General features: G+C 71.6%; 22 protein-coding genes. 9 read left to right on the forward strand and 13 right to left on the reverse strand.

Annotated features, from left to right (window positions below):
- Positions 1-139: 139 nt before the first annotated feature.
- Positions 140-1,540: an MFS transporter gene (locus tag AB0C84_RS23920; protein ID WP_361070142.1), complete on the forward strand. Its 1,401-nt coding sequence runs from the start codon at positions 140-142 to the stop codon at positions 1,538-1,540.
- A gap of 33 nt (positions 1,541-1,573) precedes the next feature.
- Positions 1,574-1,711, forward strand: a complete 138-nt coding sequence (locus AB0C84_RS23925) for a hypothetical protein (protein WP_361070145.1) — start codon at positions 1,574-1,576, stop codon at positions 1,709-1,711.
- Positions 1,712-1,803: 92 nt separating this feature from the next.
- Here AB0C84_RS23925 and phoA read toward each other — a convergent pair whose 3' ends face one another.
- Positions 1,804-3,162, reverse strand: coding sequence for an alkaline phosphatase (gene phoA, locus AB0C84_RS23930; RefSeq protein WP_361070148.1), 1,359 nt, complete (start codon positions 3,160-3,162; stop codon positions 1,804-1,806).
- A gap of 223 nt (positions 3,163-3,385) precedes the next feature.
- On the opposite strand from phoA, the gene AB0C84_RS23935 reads away from it, so the two are divergent.
- On the forward strand, positions 3,386-3,892 hold the full coding sequence (locus AB0C84_RS23935; RefSeq protein WP_258945160.1) for an OsmC family protein: 507 nt from the start codon (positions 3,386-3,388) through the stop codon (positions 3,890-3,892).
- A gap of 37 nt (positions 3,893-3,929) precedes the next feature.
- Here AB0C84_RS23935 and AB0C84_RS23940 read toward each other — a convergent pair whose 3' ends face one another.
- The 4 genes from AB0C84_RS23940 to AB0C84_RS23955 all read right to left on the reverse strand — a co-directional run bounded on the left by AB0C84_RS23940 (position 3,930) and on the right by AB0C84_RS23955 (position 6,501).
- Positions 3,930-4,772 carry a hypothetical protein gene (locus tag AB0C84_RS23940; protein ID WP_361070152.1) on the reverse strand — a complete coding sequence of 281 codons (843 nt, stop codon included), beginning with the start codon at positions 4,770-4,772 and terminating at the stop codon, positions 3,930-3,932.
- Positions 4,769-5,272, reverse strand: a complete 504-nt coding sequence (locus AB0C84_RS23945; RefSeq protein WP_361070155.1) for a SigE family RNA polymerase sigma factor — start codon at positions 5,270-5,272, stop codon at positions 4,769-4,771. Before AB0C84_RS23945 ends, AB0C84_RS23940 begins: the two co-directional genes overlap by 4 nt.
- A gap of 71 nt (positions 5,273-5,343) precedes the next feature.
- The gene (locus tag AB0C84_RS23950) at positions 5,344-5,508 is read right to left on the reverse strand and encodes a hypothetical protein (protein ID WP_361070158.1); all 165 of its coding nucleotides are present in this window, start codon (positions 5,506-5,508) and stop codon (positions 5,344-5,346) included.
- A gap of 84 nt (positions 5,509-5,592) precedes the next feature.
- Complete coding sequence (locus AB0C84_RS23955; protein WP_361070161.1) at positions 5,593-6,501, reverse strand: LysR substrate-binding domain-containing protein; 909 nt, start codon at positions 6,499-6,501, stop codon at positions 5,593-5,595.
- 175 nt (positions 6,502-6,676) lie between these two features.
- On the opposite strand from AB0C84_RS23955, the gene AB0C84_RS23960 reads away from it, so the two are divergent.
- Both AB0C84_RS23960 and AB0C84_RS23965 read left to right on the forward strand, forming a co-directional pair.
- Positions 6,677-6,961 carry a hypothetical protein gene (locus AB0C84_RS23960; RefSeq protein ID WP_361070165.1) on the forward strand — a complete coding sequence of 95 codons (285 nt, stop codon included), beginning with the start codon at positions 6,677-6,679 and terminating at the stop codon, positions 6,959-6,961.
- 164 nt (positions 6,962-7,125) lie between these two features.
- Entirely contained in the window at positions 7,126-7,563 is a 438-nt protein-coding gene (locus AB0C84_RS23965) for a hypothetical protein (RefSeq protein WP_361070168.1), read from the forward strand.
- Between the two features lie 14 nt (positions 7,564-7,577).
- On the opposite strand, the gene AB0C84_RS23970 is transcribed toward AB0C84_RS23965, so the two are convergent.
- From AB0C84_RS23970 to AB0C84_RS23990, 5 genes are all read right to left on the reverse strand, one after another.
- Positions 7,578-8,723 (reverse strand): DUF6596 domain-containing protein, encoded by a 1,146-nt coding sequence (locus tag AB0C84_RS23970; RefSeq protein ID WP_361070171.1) that lies wholly within the window; start codon positions 8,721-8,723, stop codon positions 7,578-7,580.
- The gene (locus tag AB0C84_RS23975; protein ID WP_179845275.1) at positions 8,720-9,127 is read right to left on the reverse strand and encodes a YciI family protein; all 408 of its coding nucleotides are present in this window, start codon (positions 9,125-9,127) and stop codon (positions 8,720-8,722) included. Before AB0C84_RS23975 ends, AB0C84_RS23970 begins: the two co-directional genes overlap by 4 nt.
- Positions 9,128-9,138: 11 nt before the next feature.
- Positions 9,139-9,636, reverse strand: a complete 498-nt coding sequence (locus AB0C84_RS23980) for a pyridoxamine 5'-phosphate oxidase family protein (RefSeq protein ID WP_361070176.1) — start codon at positions 9,634-9,636, stop codon at positions 9,139-9,141.
- 113 nt (positions 9,637-9,749) lie between these two features.
- Positions 9,750-10,199 (reverse strand): MmcQ/YjbR family DNA-binding protein, encoded by a 450-nt coding sequence (locus tag AB0C84_RS23985; RefSeq protein WP_361070180.1) that lies wholly within the window; start codon positions 10,197-10,199, stop codon positions 9,750-9,752.
- Positions 10,200-10,238: 39 nt separating this feature from the next.
- Entirely contained in the window at positions 10,239-10,631 is a 393-nt protein-coding gene (locus AB0C84_RS23990; RefSeq protein ID WP_361070183.1) for a nuclear transport factor 2 family protein, read from the reverse strand.
- A 118-nt stretch (positions 10,632-10,749) separates the two neighbouring features.
- On the opposite strand from AB0C84_RS23990, the gene AB0C84_RS23995 reads away from it, so the two are divergent.
- The 3 genes from AB0C84_RS23995 (at position 10,750) to AB0C84_RS24005 (ending at position 12,368) form a co-directional block, all read left to right on the forward strand.
- Entirely contained in the window at positions 10,750-11,316 is a 567-nt protein-coding gene (locus tag AB0C84_RS23995; protein ID WP_361070186.1) for a PadR family transcriptional regulator, read from the forward strand.
- 145 nt (positions 11,317-11,461) lie between these two features.
- On the forward strand, positions 11,462-11,797 hold the full coding sequence (locus AB0C84_RS24000; protein WP_361070189.1) for a hypothetical protein: 336 nt from the start codon (positions 11,462-11,464) through the stop codon (positions 11,795-11,797).
- Positions 11,787-12,368: a carboxymuconolactone decarboxylase family protein gene (locus AB0C84_RS24005; protein ID WP_361070193.1), complete on the forward strand. Its 582-nt coding sequence runs from the start codon at positions 11,787-11,789 to the stop codon at positions 12,366-12,368. Before AB0C84_RS24000 ends, AB0C84_RS24005 begins: the two co-directional genes overlap by 11 nt.
- A gap of 12 nt (positions 12,369-12,380) precedes the next feature.
- Here AB0C84_RS24005 and AB0C84_RS24010 read toward each other — a convergent pair whose 3' ends face one another.
- Positions 12,381-12,782 (reverse strand): MerR family transcriptional regulator, encoded by a 402-nt coding sequence (locus tag AB0C84_RS24010; protein WP_361070196.1) that lies wholly within the window; start codon positions 12,780-12,782, stop codon positions 12,381-12,383.
- A gap of 49 nt (positions 12,783-12,831) precedes the next feature.
- Here AB0C84_RS24010 and AB0C84_RS24015 point away from each other — a divergent pair, with 49 nt between their 5' ends.
- Positions 12,832-13,740, forward strand: a complete 909-nt coding sequence (locus AB0C84_RS24015; RefSeq protein ID WP_361070199.1) for an NAD(P)-binding domain-containing protein — start codon at positions 12,832-12,834, stop codon at positions 13,738-13,740.
- Positions 13,741-13,822: 82 nt separating this feature from the next.
- Here AB0C84_RS24015 and AB0C84_RS24020 read toward each other — a convergent pair whose 3' ends face one another.
- The gene (locus AB0C84_RS24020) at positions 13,823-14,248 is read right to left on the reverse strand and encodes an NUDIX domain-containing protein (protein ID WP_361070202.1); all 426 of its coding nucleotides are present in this window, start codon (positions 14,246-14,248) and stop codon (positions 13,823-13,825) included.
- Between the two features lie 237 nt (positions 14,249-14,485).
- Positions 14,486-14,821 (reverse strand): hypothetical protein, encoded by a 336-nt coding sequence (locus AB0C84_RS24025; protein ID WP_361070205.1) that lies wholly within the window; start codon positions 14,819-14,821, stop codon positions 14,486-14,488.
- Positions 14,822-14,858: the final 37 nt, after the last annotated feature.

A 14,858-nucleotide genomic window follows, 5' to 3' on the forward strand; every position in this document is an offset into this window, starting at 1 on the left:
TCTCCGGGACGACTTCAACGGAACGCTGGAAGTCATGGATGTCGGAGACAACACGACGCAGGTGACGGCGAGTGCCGGTGAGGCGCCCGGTGACAGGCAAGGGGGCGTGCCAAGGCGGCGGTGGTGGACGCTGGCGGTGGTGAGTGCCGCGCAGCTGCTGGTGGTCCTGGACGGGACGATCGTGAACATCGCGCTGCCGTCGGCGCAGCACGCGCTCGGGATGTCGGACGGTGACCGGCACTGGGCGATCACCGCCTACGCGCTGGTGTTCGGCGGACTGCTGCTCATCGGCGGCAGGGTCAGCGGCGCGGTCGGCCACCGGCGCACGTTCCTGATCGGGCTGGCCGGCTTCGCCGCGTCGTCCGCGCTGGGCGGCGCGGCGGTGAACCCCCTCATGCTGTTCGGGGCGCGGGCGCTGCAGGGTGGCTTCGCCGCCGCGCTAGCTCCCGCGGGGCTGTCGCTGCTGACGACGACCTTCACCCAGGCACACGAACGCGGCCGCGCGTTCGGGGTCTTCGCCGCGGTCGGCGCGGGAGGCTCGGCGATCGGCCTCATCGCCGGAGGCCTGCTGACCGAGTACGCCGGCTGGCGCTGGTGCCTGTACATCAACGTGCCGGTCGCGCTGCTCGCCGCGCTCGGCATCACGCTGGTGCCAGCGGACCGGCCGATCGTCGGCAGGGGGCGGCTGGACGTCGCCGGTGCGCTGCTGAGCCTCGCCGGATTCGCCGCGGTCGTGTACGGGTTCACCCGGGCCGAACCGCTGGGGTGGGGCTCGGCCGAGGTGCAGGCGCTCCTTGTCGGCGGGATGGCGCTGCTGGCCGCTTTCGTCGTCGTGGAGATCCGCGCTGCCCAGCCGCTGCTGCCGATGCGGGTCCTGCTGCACCGCGCCCGCGCCGCCGCGTTCTGCGCCATCACCCTGATGTTCGTGGCGATGTTCGGCTTCTACCTGTTCATGAGCTACTACACCCAGACGGTGCTGGGCTACTCGCCGGTCCGGGCGGGCCTGACCCTGATCATCAACGCGCTGGCCACGCTGGCGGGGTCCATGGTCATCGCCGGGAGGCTCCACGGCCGCGTCCGGCCCGCGGCGGTGATCGTGCCGGGCCTGCTCACCGCGGCCGCCGGGATGCTGGTCCTGACCCGCCTGTCCGCGGCGGGCACGGACGTGTTCGCCGTCGCCCTGCTTCCCGCGCTCGTGCTCACCGGGCTCGGCCTGGGCTGCGTGATGCCCCCGACCGCCGGCCTGGCCACCGAGGGCATGCGCGGCCACGACATCGGGGCCGCGTCGGCCGCCTACAACGCCGCCCAGCAGCTCGGTGCGGCTCTGGGCACCGCGCTGCTGAACACCCTCGCCGCCAGTGCGACCGCGACATACCTGGCCTCTCGCCCGCACCCGCGCCCGGACGCGGCCGTGGTGCACGGCTACACCACCGCGCTGACGGTCGCGTGCGTCATCCTGCTGGCCGCTGCATGCCTCACTCTCGCCCTGTTCACCACCCGGCGCGGGCCGCGCAGGACGCGCACCGGAGCACGGGGCTAGACCACGTTCCGACGTGGGTGTGGCCGTTCGTTGATGGTGGCGATCACGCTGGACGGCCTGCCGCTAGCCGTCCGGGAAGGGGAGACCGGCGGCTGCGCCCTAGAGCGGCCGGCGGTCGAACTCGCGGGCGATCTGCGCGTGGTCGAGGTCTACATGGGAGGCGCGGGCTGATGGCGGCGGGCCGGTCGGCGCAGCCGGCCGTCTCATCGGAGACGGCCGGCGCACGCGCGACCGGCCCGGGCGCGGCGCGTCCGAGAGAGGGGCTAGCGGACGTCGAGGGCGCGGGTGACGGTGCGGAACAGGTCGGTCTGGTCGGTCACGCCGAGGACGCCGGCCGCCTGCGGGCCCTTGGCGGCGATGCGGACCTGGGTGCCGGTGTGCTCCTGGGACTGGCCCGGCGTGTTGGTCGCATAGTTGATCTTCATGGGGGCGCCGTCGGCGGTGACCAGTGTGGCGGTCTGGCCGGGGCTCTGGGCCTCCAGCGGGATGATCTGGCTGGTGTGGCCGTGGTCGGCGGTCACGACCACCAGGGTGTCGGGGTTCCGGCGCGCGTAGTCGAGCGAGGCCCGCACCGCCCTGTCGAACTCGGCCGTCTCACCGATCTGGCCGCAGGGGTCGGCGGAGTGGTCGCGCTTGTCGATGGAGGCGCCTTCGATCTGCAGGAAGAAGCCCTTGCGGCTGTGCCGGGTCTGCGCGTCCAGCAGGCCGATGGCCTTGGACGCCATCGACGACAGGTGCGGGCCGCCGAAGGAGGCGTTCGGCGTGCACCTGGCCGGGGTGGTGCCCCCGACCTTGGCCGCCGGACCGGTCCACTCCTGCGGCATGTTGCCGTCGGCGAACAGCCCCAGCAGCTTGCCACCGGGCTTCGCCGCGTTCAGTCCGCCCTCGTCGGTGACGACGGTGTATCCGGCGGCCCTCGCCTGGTCGATCACGGTCTTGCCGGCGAAGGGGCCTCCCTTCACCGTCTGCGCGAAGCGGGCCCTCCCGCCGCCCAGGTAGAGGTCGGCGCCCGTCTGCACCTGCTGCTCGGAGATCGAGCCGGGCCCGCCGTTGGCCTTGTCCTGCACCGGGCACTTGGCCATGTCGGCCGGTCCCTGGCAGCCGCGGTCCGCCACGTGCGCGGCCAGCACCGCGGGGGTGGCGTCGCCGAGTTCGGCCGTGGTCACGTCCCCGGTGCGCAGACCGGCCCGCCTGGCCAGTTCCAGGATGGTCGGAACGGGCTTGCCGTCCGGCGTGACCGAGATGGCGCCGTTGTAGGTCTTGTGCCCCGTCGCCCAGCCGGTCCCGCTGGCCGCCGAGTCGGTCACGTAATCGATCTGGCGCGGGTCGTCCTTGTTGACCGAGTACGTGGTGTACGCACCGGTCAGCGGCAGCGTGTCCAGGGCGAGCCGCCCGGCGGCGCCCCTGGTGTAGTTGCGGGCGATCGTGATCTCCGAGTCGCCCATGCCGTCGCCGATCAGCAGGATGACGTTGCGCGCCTTGCCGCCCTGCAGCGCCCCCCGGACCTCGCGGGTCCGATCGCCGCCGGACGCGTCGGCCAACCCCGAGAGCGCGGCGGCCACCGCACCGGTCGTGAGCACGACCGCGGCCGTCCGCCGCATCTTCCCAGCCGGAACCTTCAAGCTGACCTCCTGGCCATATAAGTGACGAGCAGGCACAGAGCACCAGGTCGAGGTGAGGCCGGCGTCCGTCGATCAAGGCGGCGGCGTGAACAGTCGGCGAACGGTGGCGCGATGCGGTCGACGCGCCACGGCCGCAAGGCGGGTGGTGAAGGCCGCGCCTCGCGGAGTTAGGCTCGCTGGGACGGGCACCGGGGGAGACGTTCCGCGATCGGATGGGGGCCTGATGGAGAGCCGAGAGCTGCGGGAGTTGCAGAGGCCGCTCAAGGAGCGCTACCGGGAGGATCCCGGATCCGCCGTGGTGACCTTGAACGCCTCCGGGACGCTGGAGGACGGCGTCACCTGCTCGGTGCAGACGGGGCGCGCGCTGGCGATGGCCGGACTGCACCCGGCGGCCGGAGGCGACGGCACACTGCTGTGCTCCGGCGACATGCTGCTGGAGGCGCTCGTCGCCTGCGCCGGTGTGACGTTGCGTTCGGTCGCGACGGCCCTTGAGCTGGACGTTCGCGGCGGGACGGTGAGCGCGGAAGGCGACCTGGACTTCCGGGGGACGCTCGCCGTGGACAGGGAGACCCCCGTCGGCTTCCGTTCCATCCGGCTGCGGTTCGAGCTCGACACCGACGCCTCGGAGGAGGACATGGCCACGCTGCTGCGGCTGACCGAGCGCTACTGCGTCGTCCTGCAGACCCTGGCGTCCTCCCCCGAGCTCACGGTGACCTCCCGCGCCGGTTGACCGCGTCCCGGCGGCCCCGGCCCGGTTCGCGATCGGCCTACAGGGGCGGGCGCGTGACCCGCACCGGCGTCCCGTAGTCGGAGAACTCGGTGACGGAGGTGAAGCGGACGGGGTCCCGGTCGGCGATCTCGAAATCCGCACCGGTGATGACGGTCGTCTGCACGATCTTCTGGATCTTGTGCGTCGCGATCCCGATCGTCACCGTCCCCGTGATCCGCGTCCCCGCAGGCGAACCCTCGGAAGGACGGGCCGCATGGGAGAAGGCGTAGGTCTGCACCGCCGCCGCCCCGGTGCCCGACCGGCCCTGGGGCGTCACCGTTCCGAACGTGGTCAGCATCCGCAGCATCCGGCCCGGATCGGCGGTCAGCTCCAGCGGGCCGGTGGTGCCGCGCGTCAAGCCGTTCAGCCCATGGTCGATCTTGCGCCATATGCTGCCGCGCCGCACGTAGCGGTCGTCGCCGATGAAGCGCTGCTCCATCGGCGCCGATCCGGGACCGCGCAGGTAGCCGCGCCGTTTGGGGGCGTCGAAGGCGCCCTGATAGGTCTCCACCGTTTCGCGCCGTCCGCGCGCGCTCAGCGTCCAGGTGAGTTTCACGTGGAACGTCGTGCCCGCCGTGGCCTCGGTGGCCCCGGCCAGGGTGACATCGCCGCCGCGTCCGGGGGTGATCACTTGGCCGTCGTCGCCGGAGGCGAGGTTCGCGCCGACGGTGGCGGCGGCCACGACCAGCGCGGCCGCACCGGTGCCGAGCGCGCCGGCGGCCGCGCGGCGCCTGCGCCTGGCGCGCCGGCCGCGGTGCGTCACGGTCTCGATCGGCGCGTCGGGAATCGGGCGCCCGTCGGTCGCCGACCGCAGCATCCGGGTCAGCTGTTCCTCGCTCATCGTGTGATCTCCTCGGTCTGCGGAAGGGCGAGCGTGGAACGGAGCCGTTTCATCGCTCGGGAGTGCTGGCTCTTGACGGTGCCGACGGAGCATCCGAGGAGTTCGGCGGCCGCCGCCTCCGTCATGTCGGCGTAATGGCGCAGCACGACGACGGCGCGCTGCTGGCGGGGCAGGGCGAGCAGCGCCCGGCGGAGCTCGTCGTCCGGTTCCCGCGGGGAGTCCGAGCGCGCGTCGAGGCGTTCGGGGGCCTCGGTCAGCACCTCGCGCCGTCTGCGCCGCCACCAGCTGACGTTGCCGTTGACCAGCATCCGTTTCAGGTAGGCGTCCGGATCGCCGTCGGCCACCCGGCGCCAGCGCACGTACAGCTTCACCAGGCAGTCCTGGAGGAGCTCTTCGGCGCGGTGGGCGTCGCCGGTCAGCAACGTGGCCAAGCCGTAGTGGCGTTTCCACGCTGCGGCCGCGAACGAGATGTACGCGGCTTCCTGCGTCGGTTCACTCACGCCCATTGAACGCCGCAGGGAGCACGGATGGTTGGCAGGAACGGCCGATCAATGCGGCAGGACGTTGCCGCTCAGAGCCCGGGACTCGACGCGGCGAAGCGTGCGCGGCAGGCGGACGGGGTGAGGCCGGTCTGGCGCCGCACCCGGGTGCGCACGATCAGCGTGCCGTGTTCCACCCGCCGCCCCTCACGTGCGCCCTTGCCGTCCCGATCATTGTCGCTCAGGTTGCGCGTCATGCAGACGGTTCTGTTCCTTTGTGCGCTTGCATGGCCGACCGGTCAGCGCCGTTCGCTGACGCAGAACGCCCTCTCAGCGTTTCGTCACGTCACCGTGCCGGGCTGGTGGGGCAGGAGGCGGCGGTGCGCCATGGCGAGGAAGGCTCGGCCGGCGGGGCTGGCGTGATGGGGACGGGCGGCGAGGACGATCCGGCGCTCCAGCGACGGACGGGCGAGCGGGACACGGGCGAGCGCAGGCGGGCCCTGGAGCGCGGATTCGGGGAGGACGGCAAGGCCGATCCGCTGCAGAACGAGCCGGCGCACGAGGGTCAGGTCGCGGGTCTCGGCGACCACGTTCGGGACGAAGCCGAACCGGCCGCAGGCGGCCTCGAGGTTGGTGCGGAGCTTGCTGGTGCGAGGCGCGGTCACCAGCGGCTCCTCCCGCAGGTCGTGGAGGGTGAGGGAGTCCCGGGCCACGAGGGGGTGGTCGGGGTGCAGGGCGACCACGACGTCCTCCCGGGCGATCACGTGCGGGGTCATCTCGGCGGCGAGCGGCGGGTCGGCGGGGCCCTGACCGACGATCGCGGCGTCGAGTTCGCCGGTGGCCAGGGCGGCGATCAGCCCGTCGGTCTCGTCCTCGCGGAGGGTGAGGCGGATCCGCGGATGGCGGCGGTGAAAGGCGCCCAGCAGGGCGAGCACCCGCTGGTCGGGCAGCGGCTGGACCAGCCCGACCGCGAGGCTGCCGGCGAGCAGCCCGGACAGCGCGGCGATCGACTCCTTGGCGTTGGCGGCCTCGGCGAGCATGGCGCGGGCGTGCGGGAGCAGCGCCTCCCCGGCGGCGGTCAGGGCGACGGAGCGCCGGTCGCGCCGGAACAGCGGCTCGCCCACCTCGGCCTCCAGGCGGCGGATCTGCTGGCTGACCGCCGGCTGGGCCACCTGGACGCGCTCGGCCGCGCGGGTGAAGTGGCGTTCCTCGGCGACGGCGACGAAGTACCCGAGCTGCCGAAGTTCCATAAGCAGACGCTATTACAGCCAGCGTAAGCCTGTCTTGGACTTATCATCCGTCGCCGTCCTAGCGTCGAACCGAGCCGATCGGAACGCAGGGAGGACGACCAATGGACGAGTTGATGGTGCCGGAGTTCATGACCTTCGAGGGCGTGGCCGCGGCCGTGCGGAAGGGCGGCCGGCGGTGAACGCCGCAGTGCGGGCCCGGCTCGCGATGACCCTCGCGGCGTGGCTGGTGGCGTTCGCCGTGGTGATGGTGCTGCTCGCGCTCTTCGGCGACCTGCTCGCCGCGCTGCCGATGGCCGCCCGCGCGGCCGTCATCAGCGGGGTGCTCGTCACGGTCATGGTGAACCTGGTGATGCCGCGACTGGCCGCCGTGATCGGCCGGTGGACCGGGGCACCGCGCAAGGGGACGGCCTCGGCGCGCAGGCCGTTCGAGCACTCCGACCAGGGCTCTCTCCGTTCCTGAGAGGGCGACCAGGGCGGCGGTCTCGGCCACGGTCGGGTCCGTCGCCTCACGCGCGGGCCCTTCTCGGTCGTCCGGTCGCGGGAAAGAATACGAGCGACACCCGAGGCGGCCGGTCCTGCCCGATGCGCGTTCCGGCCGATCACGGCGCGACCAGAGGAGAGGCGATGGCGACGATGCCACCGAATCCGGCGTTGGAAGCGCTGGACGTTCTGCTCGGCGAGTGGACGGCCGAGGTCCCGCAGTTCGGCGACGCGCAGGGCCGGGTGACCATCGACCGGCTGGAGGGCGGCGCCTTCCTGCGCATCAGGTCGCAGCCCCCGCCGCCCGCACCCACCGCCACCCAGCTCGTCGGCCTCGACGACTCGTCCGGCCTCTACACCGTCCTGTACTACGACTCGCGGGGCGTGTCCCGCGTCTACCGGATGTCCTTCGACGGCGGCGTCTGGAAGATGTGGCGGGAAGCCCCCGGGTTCGATCAGCGCTTCACCGGAACGCTCAGTGCCGACGGCCGCAGCATCCGGGCGGCTTGGGAGAAGTCCCTGGACAACGAGACCTGGGACCACGACTTCGACATCATCTACACGAAACGGGCTGACGGCTGAGAACTGGTGACCGGCTAGGAGCGCAGTGCCTGCCGCACCCGCGCCGCCTCGCGGGTCAGGTGGTCTCGCTCCGGCAAGCTGGTGGCCGCGTGGGACGCCTCGGCGTACAACTCGGCGGCCTGCTCAAGGTCGCCCGCGCGTTCGAGGAGGTAGGCGCGTACCGCCGTGAAGCGGGGCAGCCCGGGATCCACCTTGCTCAGCTCCGCCAGGCCCGCCTGCGGGCCGTCGGCCTCGCCGACCGCGACCGCGCGGTTGAGGCGCACCACCGGGCTGCCCGTGAGGTGCAGCAGTTCGTCGTACCACTCCACGATCTGCACCCAGTCCGTCTCGGCGGCGGCCGGGGCATCCGCGTGCAGCGCGGCGATCGCGGCCTGCGCCTGGTATTCGCCCAGCCGGTCGCGGGCGAGCGCCGCCTGGAGGATCGTCACGCCCTCGGCGATGAGGCCGGTGTCCCAACGGGACCGGTCCTGCTCACCGAGCGGCACCAGGCGCCCGCCCGGGCCGAGGCGGGACGCGCGCCGGGCATGGTGCAGCAGCATCAGCGCCAGCAGTCCCGCGACCTCGGGCTCGTCGGTGGAGGCGGCGAGCTGCCGGGTCAGGCGGATCGCCTCGGCCACCAGATCGACGTCCCCGCCGTATCCCTCGTTGAAGACGAGGTACAGGACCCGCAGCACCGTCGCCAGGTCGCCGGGCCGGTCGAGCGGCAGCCCCGCGATGCTCCGCTTGGCCCGGCTGATCCGCTGCGCCATGGTCGCCTCGGGGACGAGGTAGGCCGCCGCGATCTGCCGCGTCGTCAGGCCGCCGACCGCGCGCAGCGTCAGCGCGGCGGCCGAACCGGGGGACAGGGACGGGTGCGCGCACAGGAAGTAGAGCCACAGCGAGTCGTCCGTGCCCGGCACCGGTCCTGCCGGCGGCTCGACCTTCACGGTCTGTTCCCTTCCCCGCCGCGACGTCTCGGCGCGCGCGGCGTCGAGGAACTTGCGCCACGCGGCGGCGACGAGCCAGGCCTTCGCATCGCGCGGCGGATCGTCCGGCCAGGTCTCCAGCGCGCGGATCAGGGCTTCCTGCACGGCGTCCTCGGCGGACGCGAAGTCGGCGCCGCGGCTGACCAGCACACCGATCACCGCGGGCACGAGCTCGCGCACGAGCGACGGGTTCACTCGGTCACGGTGCACATCGCGGTGTAGAACGGCCGCAGCTCGAGCCACTCCTGGACCGGCCTCCCGCCCGCGCCGGGCGCCGCGGACAGTTCGGCGGCCACTTCGAGCGCGCGCTCGTAGCTCTCGACGTCGATCACCATCCAGCCGGCGATCAGGTCCTTGGTCTCCGCGAACGGGCCGTCGGTGACGGGCGGGCGGCCCTCACCGTCCGAGCGGACGAACGTGCCCTGCGGGGAGAGCGCCTGGTTCTCGACGTACTCGCCGGTGGCCTCCAGCCGCGCGACGAAGTCCTCCATGTACTGGACGTGGGCCGTGAGCTCCTCCGTGGTCCACTGGTCCATCTGCACGTCGTTGACCGCCGCGGGCGCACCCCGGTAGTGCTTGAGCAGCAGGTATTTGGCCATCGTCTCCTCCTTCAGGCGTTCTGGCGTTCGGCCTGCCGCCGGACCAGTTCCTCGACCGCGGTGGGCAGGGTGGTCTCGAAGTCGATGAGCTTCACCCAGGTCGGAGTGACGACGATCCTGACCATGCCGTCGTAGAGCGAGCGGACCCCGGCCTCCCACTCGACGCGCTGCTCGGGCGTCATCTCGTAGCTGCCGTTCATCTGGAGGTACTCCTCCGGGATGCCGTCGACGGCGTCGAGCTCGGCGCGCCCCCGGATGAGGAGGATCTTCGGCGGGTGGACCTCGGTGTCGATGGTCAGCGCGACCTCCGGGCGGTGGCGCAGGGCACGCAGCTTCGGGGCGTTCTTGGCGGTGCACATGACGATCTCCGATCCGTTCCAGGTGAACGCGATCGGCACGTTGCGGGGCGTGCCGTCCCCGGCGACGTAGGCCAGCCGGGTCAGGTCGCGGGCCAGCAGTTCCCTGCTGTAAGGGCGGTCGAGGATCTCGTCGATCTCGTTCTGCTCCATGGTCGTCGCTCCTGTGCCGGTGTCGTCGAGCGGGCCGTTCTCGGCTGCTCGTACCCTGGGACGGAGCCGGCCCCGCGTTCTCGACGTCCGCGGCGGAGAATTCTCAGATCTTTTCAGGACCGGTGGGGCGGCACCCGAGGATCAGCGGCCGGATGGTCGCGGAGCCAGGCCTCCCCGCGCCTGCGCGACGCCTGCGAGAGCCACGCGTCCTGGACGACCTCGGTGAGTTCCCGCAGCGTGAGCTCGCCGAGGCGGCTCGCCCGCACGAGCACCGAGCGGTGGCCGTTGAAATGCGGGGTCGTGAAGAACGGCGACGCCTGGTCCTGCACCAGGGCTTCCTTGTCGGATTCGGAAGGCACCCAGAACACGATCACGTCCGGGTAGCGCTCGCCCGTGGCGGGGTCGACCGCGTCGGGACGAGGGGTGCGGAAGAACACGAACGACTTGCGTCCCACCTGGTAGACGGCGTTCCCGCTCTTGCCGTGCTCCACCGTGACGTGCGGCATTCCCTGTGCCAGCTCGTGCACGTCCTCGACCCGAGCTGGACGCTCATCTCCCCGCATGCCGCGCAGCGTACCCCGGCGCCGGCGCGCGGGGGCGGTTCAGGAGCTGAGGACCTCGCGCTCGATCTGCTCGAACTGCGCACCCATCGCCTCGGCCAGCGCGGCGGCCCCCGACAGCGGGCGCACCATCACCGTCAGCTCGTCGATCAGGCCGTCCTCGTCCATGTGGAGGAAGTCGCACCCGTGCACCTCGCGGCCGTTCACGGTCGCCTGGAACAGGAGCGCGTGGTCGCGGCCGTCCGCGCCGACGATCTCCCGCACGTAGCGGATGTCCTCGAACACCCGCGCCGCGGCTCGCACGATCGCCGCCGTGATGGCCTTGCCGTGGTACGGCCGGAACACGACCGGGCTGGTGAACACGGCGTCGTCGGCCAGCAGGCCCGCGATCGCCGCCGTGTCCCCGGCCTCCACCGCTCGCCTGAACGGATGCATGCGACACCCCCGAGGTATCCAACTTGTTGAATAGGTGCAAATTACACTAGCCGCGCCGCGGGAGGCCGTCCACCGGGCGGCGGCGTGGCGGCGATCACGGGCCGATACGCTCGGAACCATGTCGTTGCGGAACGCGGTCCTCGCCACGCTTCTGGAAGGTGAGGCGTCCGGGTACGACCTGTCCAAGAGCTTCGACGCCGGCGTGGCCAACTTCTGGATGGCCACCCCCCAGCAGCTCTACCGGGAGCTCGACAAGATGGCCGCCGACGGACTGATCCAGGCGCGGGTCGTCCAGCAGGAACGCCGTCCCAACAAGCGCCTGTTCTCCCTCACCGAGGCCGGCCGCCGCGCCCTGCACGAGTTCACCGCCAGGCCCCCGCGCCCCGGCGCGATGCGCGAGGAGCTGATGGTGCAGGTCCAGGCGGTGGACGCGGGGGACGCCGAGGCCGTCATGGCCGCCCTGCGGGAGCGCCGGTCCTGGGCCGAATCCAAGATCGCCCGCTTCGAGCGGCTCCAGGCCCGCTTCCTGAACGGCCGCGCCGAAGAGGACTACCTGGCCACCGCCGACCGGATCGGCCCCTACCTCACCCTCATGCGCGGCCTGGCGTTCGAGCGCGAGAACCTCCGCTGGTGCGAGGAGACCCTGACCATCCTCGACCGCCGCACCAGCACCCTCAAGAGCTGACCGGGTACCGGCAGCACCGGCCACCGGAGTGTCTGCGTGGCGCGCCGGTGCCCGGAAATGACTCGACTGTGTCCCGCCGGATGTCTTGTTCGGCAGGGTGCCGATCGTCTTGTTCATGAGGACGGACGAATGCGAGGGAGGGGCCATGGCGAACGAGAACAGGAAGCGCGCTGCGCACCGAGCCCTAGTGGATCGCCTGCTGAACGGCAAGGGGAGGGCATCCGCGCAGCAGCGGGCGCGCGCCTTCGGCAATGAGGGCCTCTCCCCGCCGCTGGACGCACTGATCGGCAGGGTCGTCGACAGCCCCGCGCAGGTCACCGAGGCGGACCTGGCGGCGGCGAAGGCGTCGGGCCTCACCGAGGACCAGGTGTTCGAGCTGGTGGTCTGCGCCGCGGTCGGCCACTCCGCCCGGCTGTACGAGGCCGGCCTGGCGGCCCTGGCCGAAGCGACCGGCAAGGGAAGGCCCGAGCATGCGTCTTGACATCCTCGACCACGGCTACAGCCCCAAGACCAAGCTGCTGTTCGCGCTCATCCGGCTGATCTCCAGGCATCCGGTGCCCGACGCCGCCAAGCTGGTCTTCTACCGCCCCGACTTCTACGGCGCCCGGGCCAAGGCGTTCACCCATGAGGCGATGCGCGGGCCGTCCGACTGGTCGGTGGGCGACCGGGAGCTGATGGCGGCCTACGTCTCCCAGGTGAACGAGACCGCGTTCTGCGTCCGCGCGCACACCGCGACCGCAAGCCGCGCTTACCAGGACGGACCACGCGTGGCGGCCGTGCTGGACGACCTGGAATCCGCCCCCATCGAGGAGCCGCTGCGGGCCACCCTGCGGATGCTCGGCAAACTGACGCGTGAAGGAACGGTCGGTGCGGAGGACATGCGGGAAGTGCTGGCCGCCGGCGCCTCACCCCGGCAGATCGAGGACGCGCTCGCGGTCTGCGCCGCCTTCAACGTCACCGACCGCCTCGCCGACGCCTTCGGCTTCGCACTGCTCACCCCCGAAGGCTTCGAGGCAGGGGCCGACCACCTGCTCAAACGCGGCTACCGCTAGCCGCACGGCGTCTCACGCGGAAAGGGGCTCGACGCACGCGAAGAGGGGAGGGGCCTCGCCGTCCGTTCGCTCGGCGGCGTCGATGTAGCCGGCGAGAGCGTCGCGGGAACGAGCGAGCCTCTCCATCTGATCGTCGAGTCGCCGCATCCGCGTCCGCATCGCGTCCAGCAGTTCGGGGCACCCGAGCAGCTCCGGCGCCTCGCCGACCGCGCAGGGCAGCAGATACGCGATGTCCTCGGAGGACAGTCCGGCACCGAGCAGGTGCCGGATCTGCTTCACCCGCACCACGGCCGCGTCGTCGTACTCGCGGTAGCCGTTCGTGCCGCGATCCGCCTCCAGCAGGCCCTGCGCCTCGTAGTACCGCAACTGATGGGCCTTGACGCCCGTCCGGCGGCTCAGCTCTCCGATCCGCATCGCATCCTCACTTGACCTTCAGACCGGTATCAACGTTAACGATGCTGCCATGGACAACAACACCGACATCTCTGTGACGGTCATCGGACTCGGCCTGATGGGTCAGGCACTGGCCGGCGCGTTCCTCAAGGCCGGACATCCCACGACCGTGTGGAATCGCACGACCTCCAAGGCCGACCGGCTGGTGGCCGAAGGCGCACGACTGGCGCCGACGGCCGGCGACGCGCTCCAGGCCGGCTCCCTGACGATCATCTGCCTCACCGACTACCAGGCCATGCAGGAGGTACTCGACGCCACCGAGGTGGACGGCACGACGCTGGTCAACCTCACCTCGGGCAGTTCGGCCCAGGCCCGTGAAGCCGCCCGATGGGCCGAGCGGCGCGGCGCCCGCTACCTGGACGGCGCCATCATGGCCGTCCCGCCGGCGATCGGGACCGCCGAAGCGGTGATCCTGCACAGCGGGCCGCGACCGGTCTTCGACGCGCACGAGCCGGCGCTCGGCGCGCTCGGTGCCGTCGTCCACCTCGGCGGGGACCCCGGGCTCGCGTCCCTGTACGACGTGGCCGGCCTGGCCATGATGTGGAACGTCCTGAACGCCTGGCTCCAGGGCACCGCCCTCCTCGGGACGGCCGGCGTCGACGCCGCGACATATGCGCCGTTCGCGCAGCAGATCGCCACCGTGGTGGCCGGATGGCTCCCGGGCTACGCCGAGCAGATCGACCGCGGCGCCTACCCGGCGGAGGTGTCGGCCCTGGAGACCGACGCGCGGGCGATGGCGCACCTGGTCGAGGAGAGCGAGGCGGCCGGCGTCGACACCGGGCTGCCGAAGCTGATCAAGGCGATGGCCGACCGCTCGATCGCCGCCGGACACGGAGCAGAGCAGTACCCCGTCCTGATCGACGAGTTCCGCACCCCCACGCACAAGAAGATCGACGGCCGCGACACCCCTGGGCCCTGACCGCCCGGCAAAGCGCGAACCGCCCGCCACCCGCAGGGCAGCCCGGGCGGCCGGGCCCGGGCTGCCAGACCCACCCGGACGCTCAGAAACCAAGCAGCCCCCTGTTCTGGAGTTGCCGCAGCGCCAGAGCAACAAACGGCGGAACCCGCAGACCGGCCAGGCCGGGCAGCGGATAGAACTCCAGCTTCACGCCCTCGGTCAGCGGGATCGTCGCGGGATCCCCATCCCAGGACCCGGTGAAGAACACAACACGGTCCCCTTCGGCGTCATTGGGATGCTCCAGTCGCTGTGTCAAGGCGATGCTGAGCCCCGTCTCCTCGTGGAGTTCCCTGGACATCGCCTCGGCGGGAGTCTCTCCCGGCTCGGCGAGACCGCTCGGCAACGACCAGTACCCCGGCCATGCGATGCCGGGGTGGTCGTCTCGCAGATGCATCAACACCCGCCCGAGACGGTCGGTGATGATCGCCGCCACTCCGAACGGTTCGGGTTGCGCCACACCGCTGATCATTCGGCACCCCATCCACGAGACGGAGATCTGGCGGTGCCAGAACACACCGCGTCACAAGGCTCTTGTCCTCAGGAGGTATACCCGCGAAGAGCGACGCCTGGGCGCAGACATTCAGGAAGGGGTGCCCCGGCCGGGCCTGTCCGGCTCAGGCTGGGCTTATTCGCGGGAACGCCGACACCCGGGCCCCGGCGTTCGGGCTGGCGGAGCCGACTAGTCAGATCGGCTTGGGCGTGGGTTTCACCAGTCTCGCCACTCGTCTGTGAGCGCAGCCGGGTCGATGCCCTGTCGGCGTGCCAGTGCCTCGACGTCGATTCCCGTCCGGGTGAGGGCGTCCTCGATGTATTCGCAGAGTTCTTCGCGGTCGACGGTGTCGAAGTCGTGGCCGCCGGTGCCGTCGATCTGGTTCAGCGCGACGACCACGTGTTCGACAGCGGCCATGACGGCCTGGTCGGCGGGGGCGCCCAGAGCCGTCAGCTCGGCTTCGAAAGCGCGCAGCGCCTGCTCGACTCGCTCCAGGAACACGTCGGGAAAGGTGCCGAGCTCCCGCCAGTTCTCAGTGGGATTGGTGATCATGCCGGGACCGTAGCGAGCACCTCGGACGTCCGCTTCT

It is taken from the genome of Actinomadura sp. NPDC048955 (genome assembly GCF_040649435.1).
GTDB lineage: Bacteria > Actinomycetota > Actinomycetes > Streptosporangiales > Streptosporangiaceae > Spirillospora > Spirillospora luteofluorescens.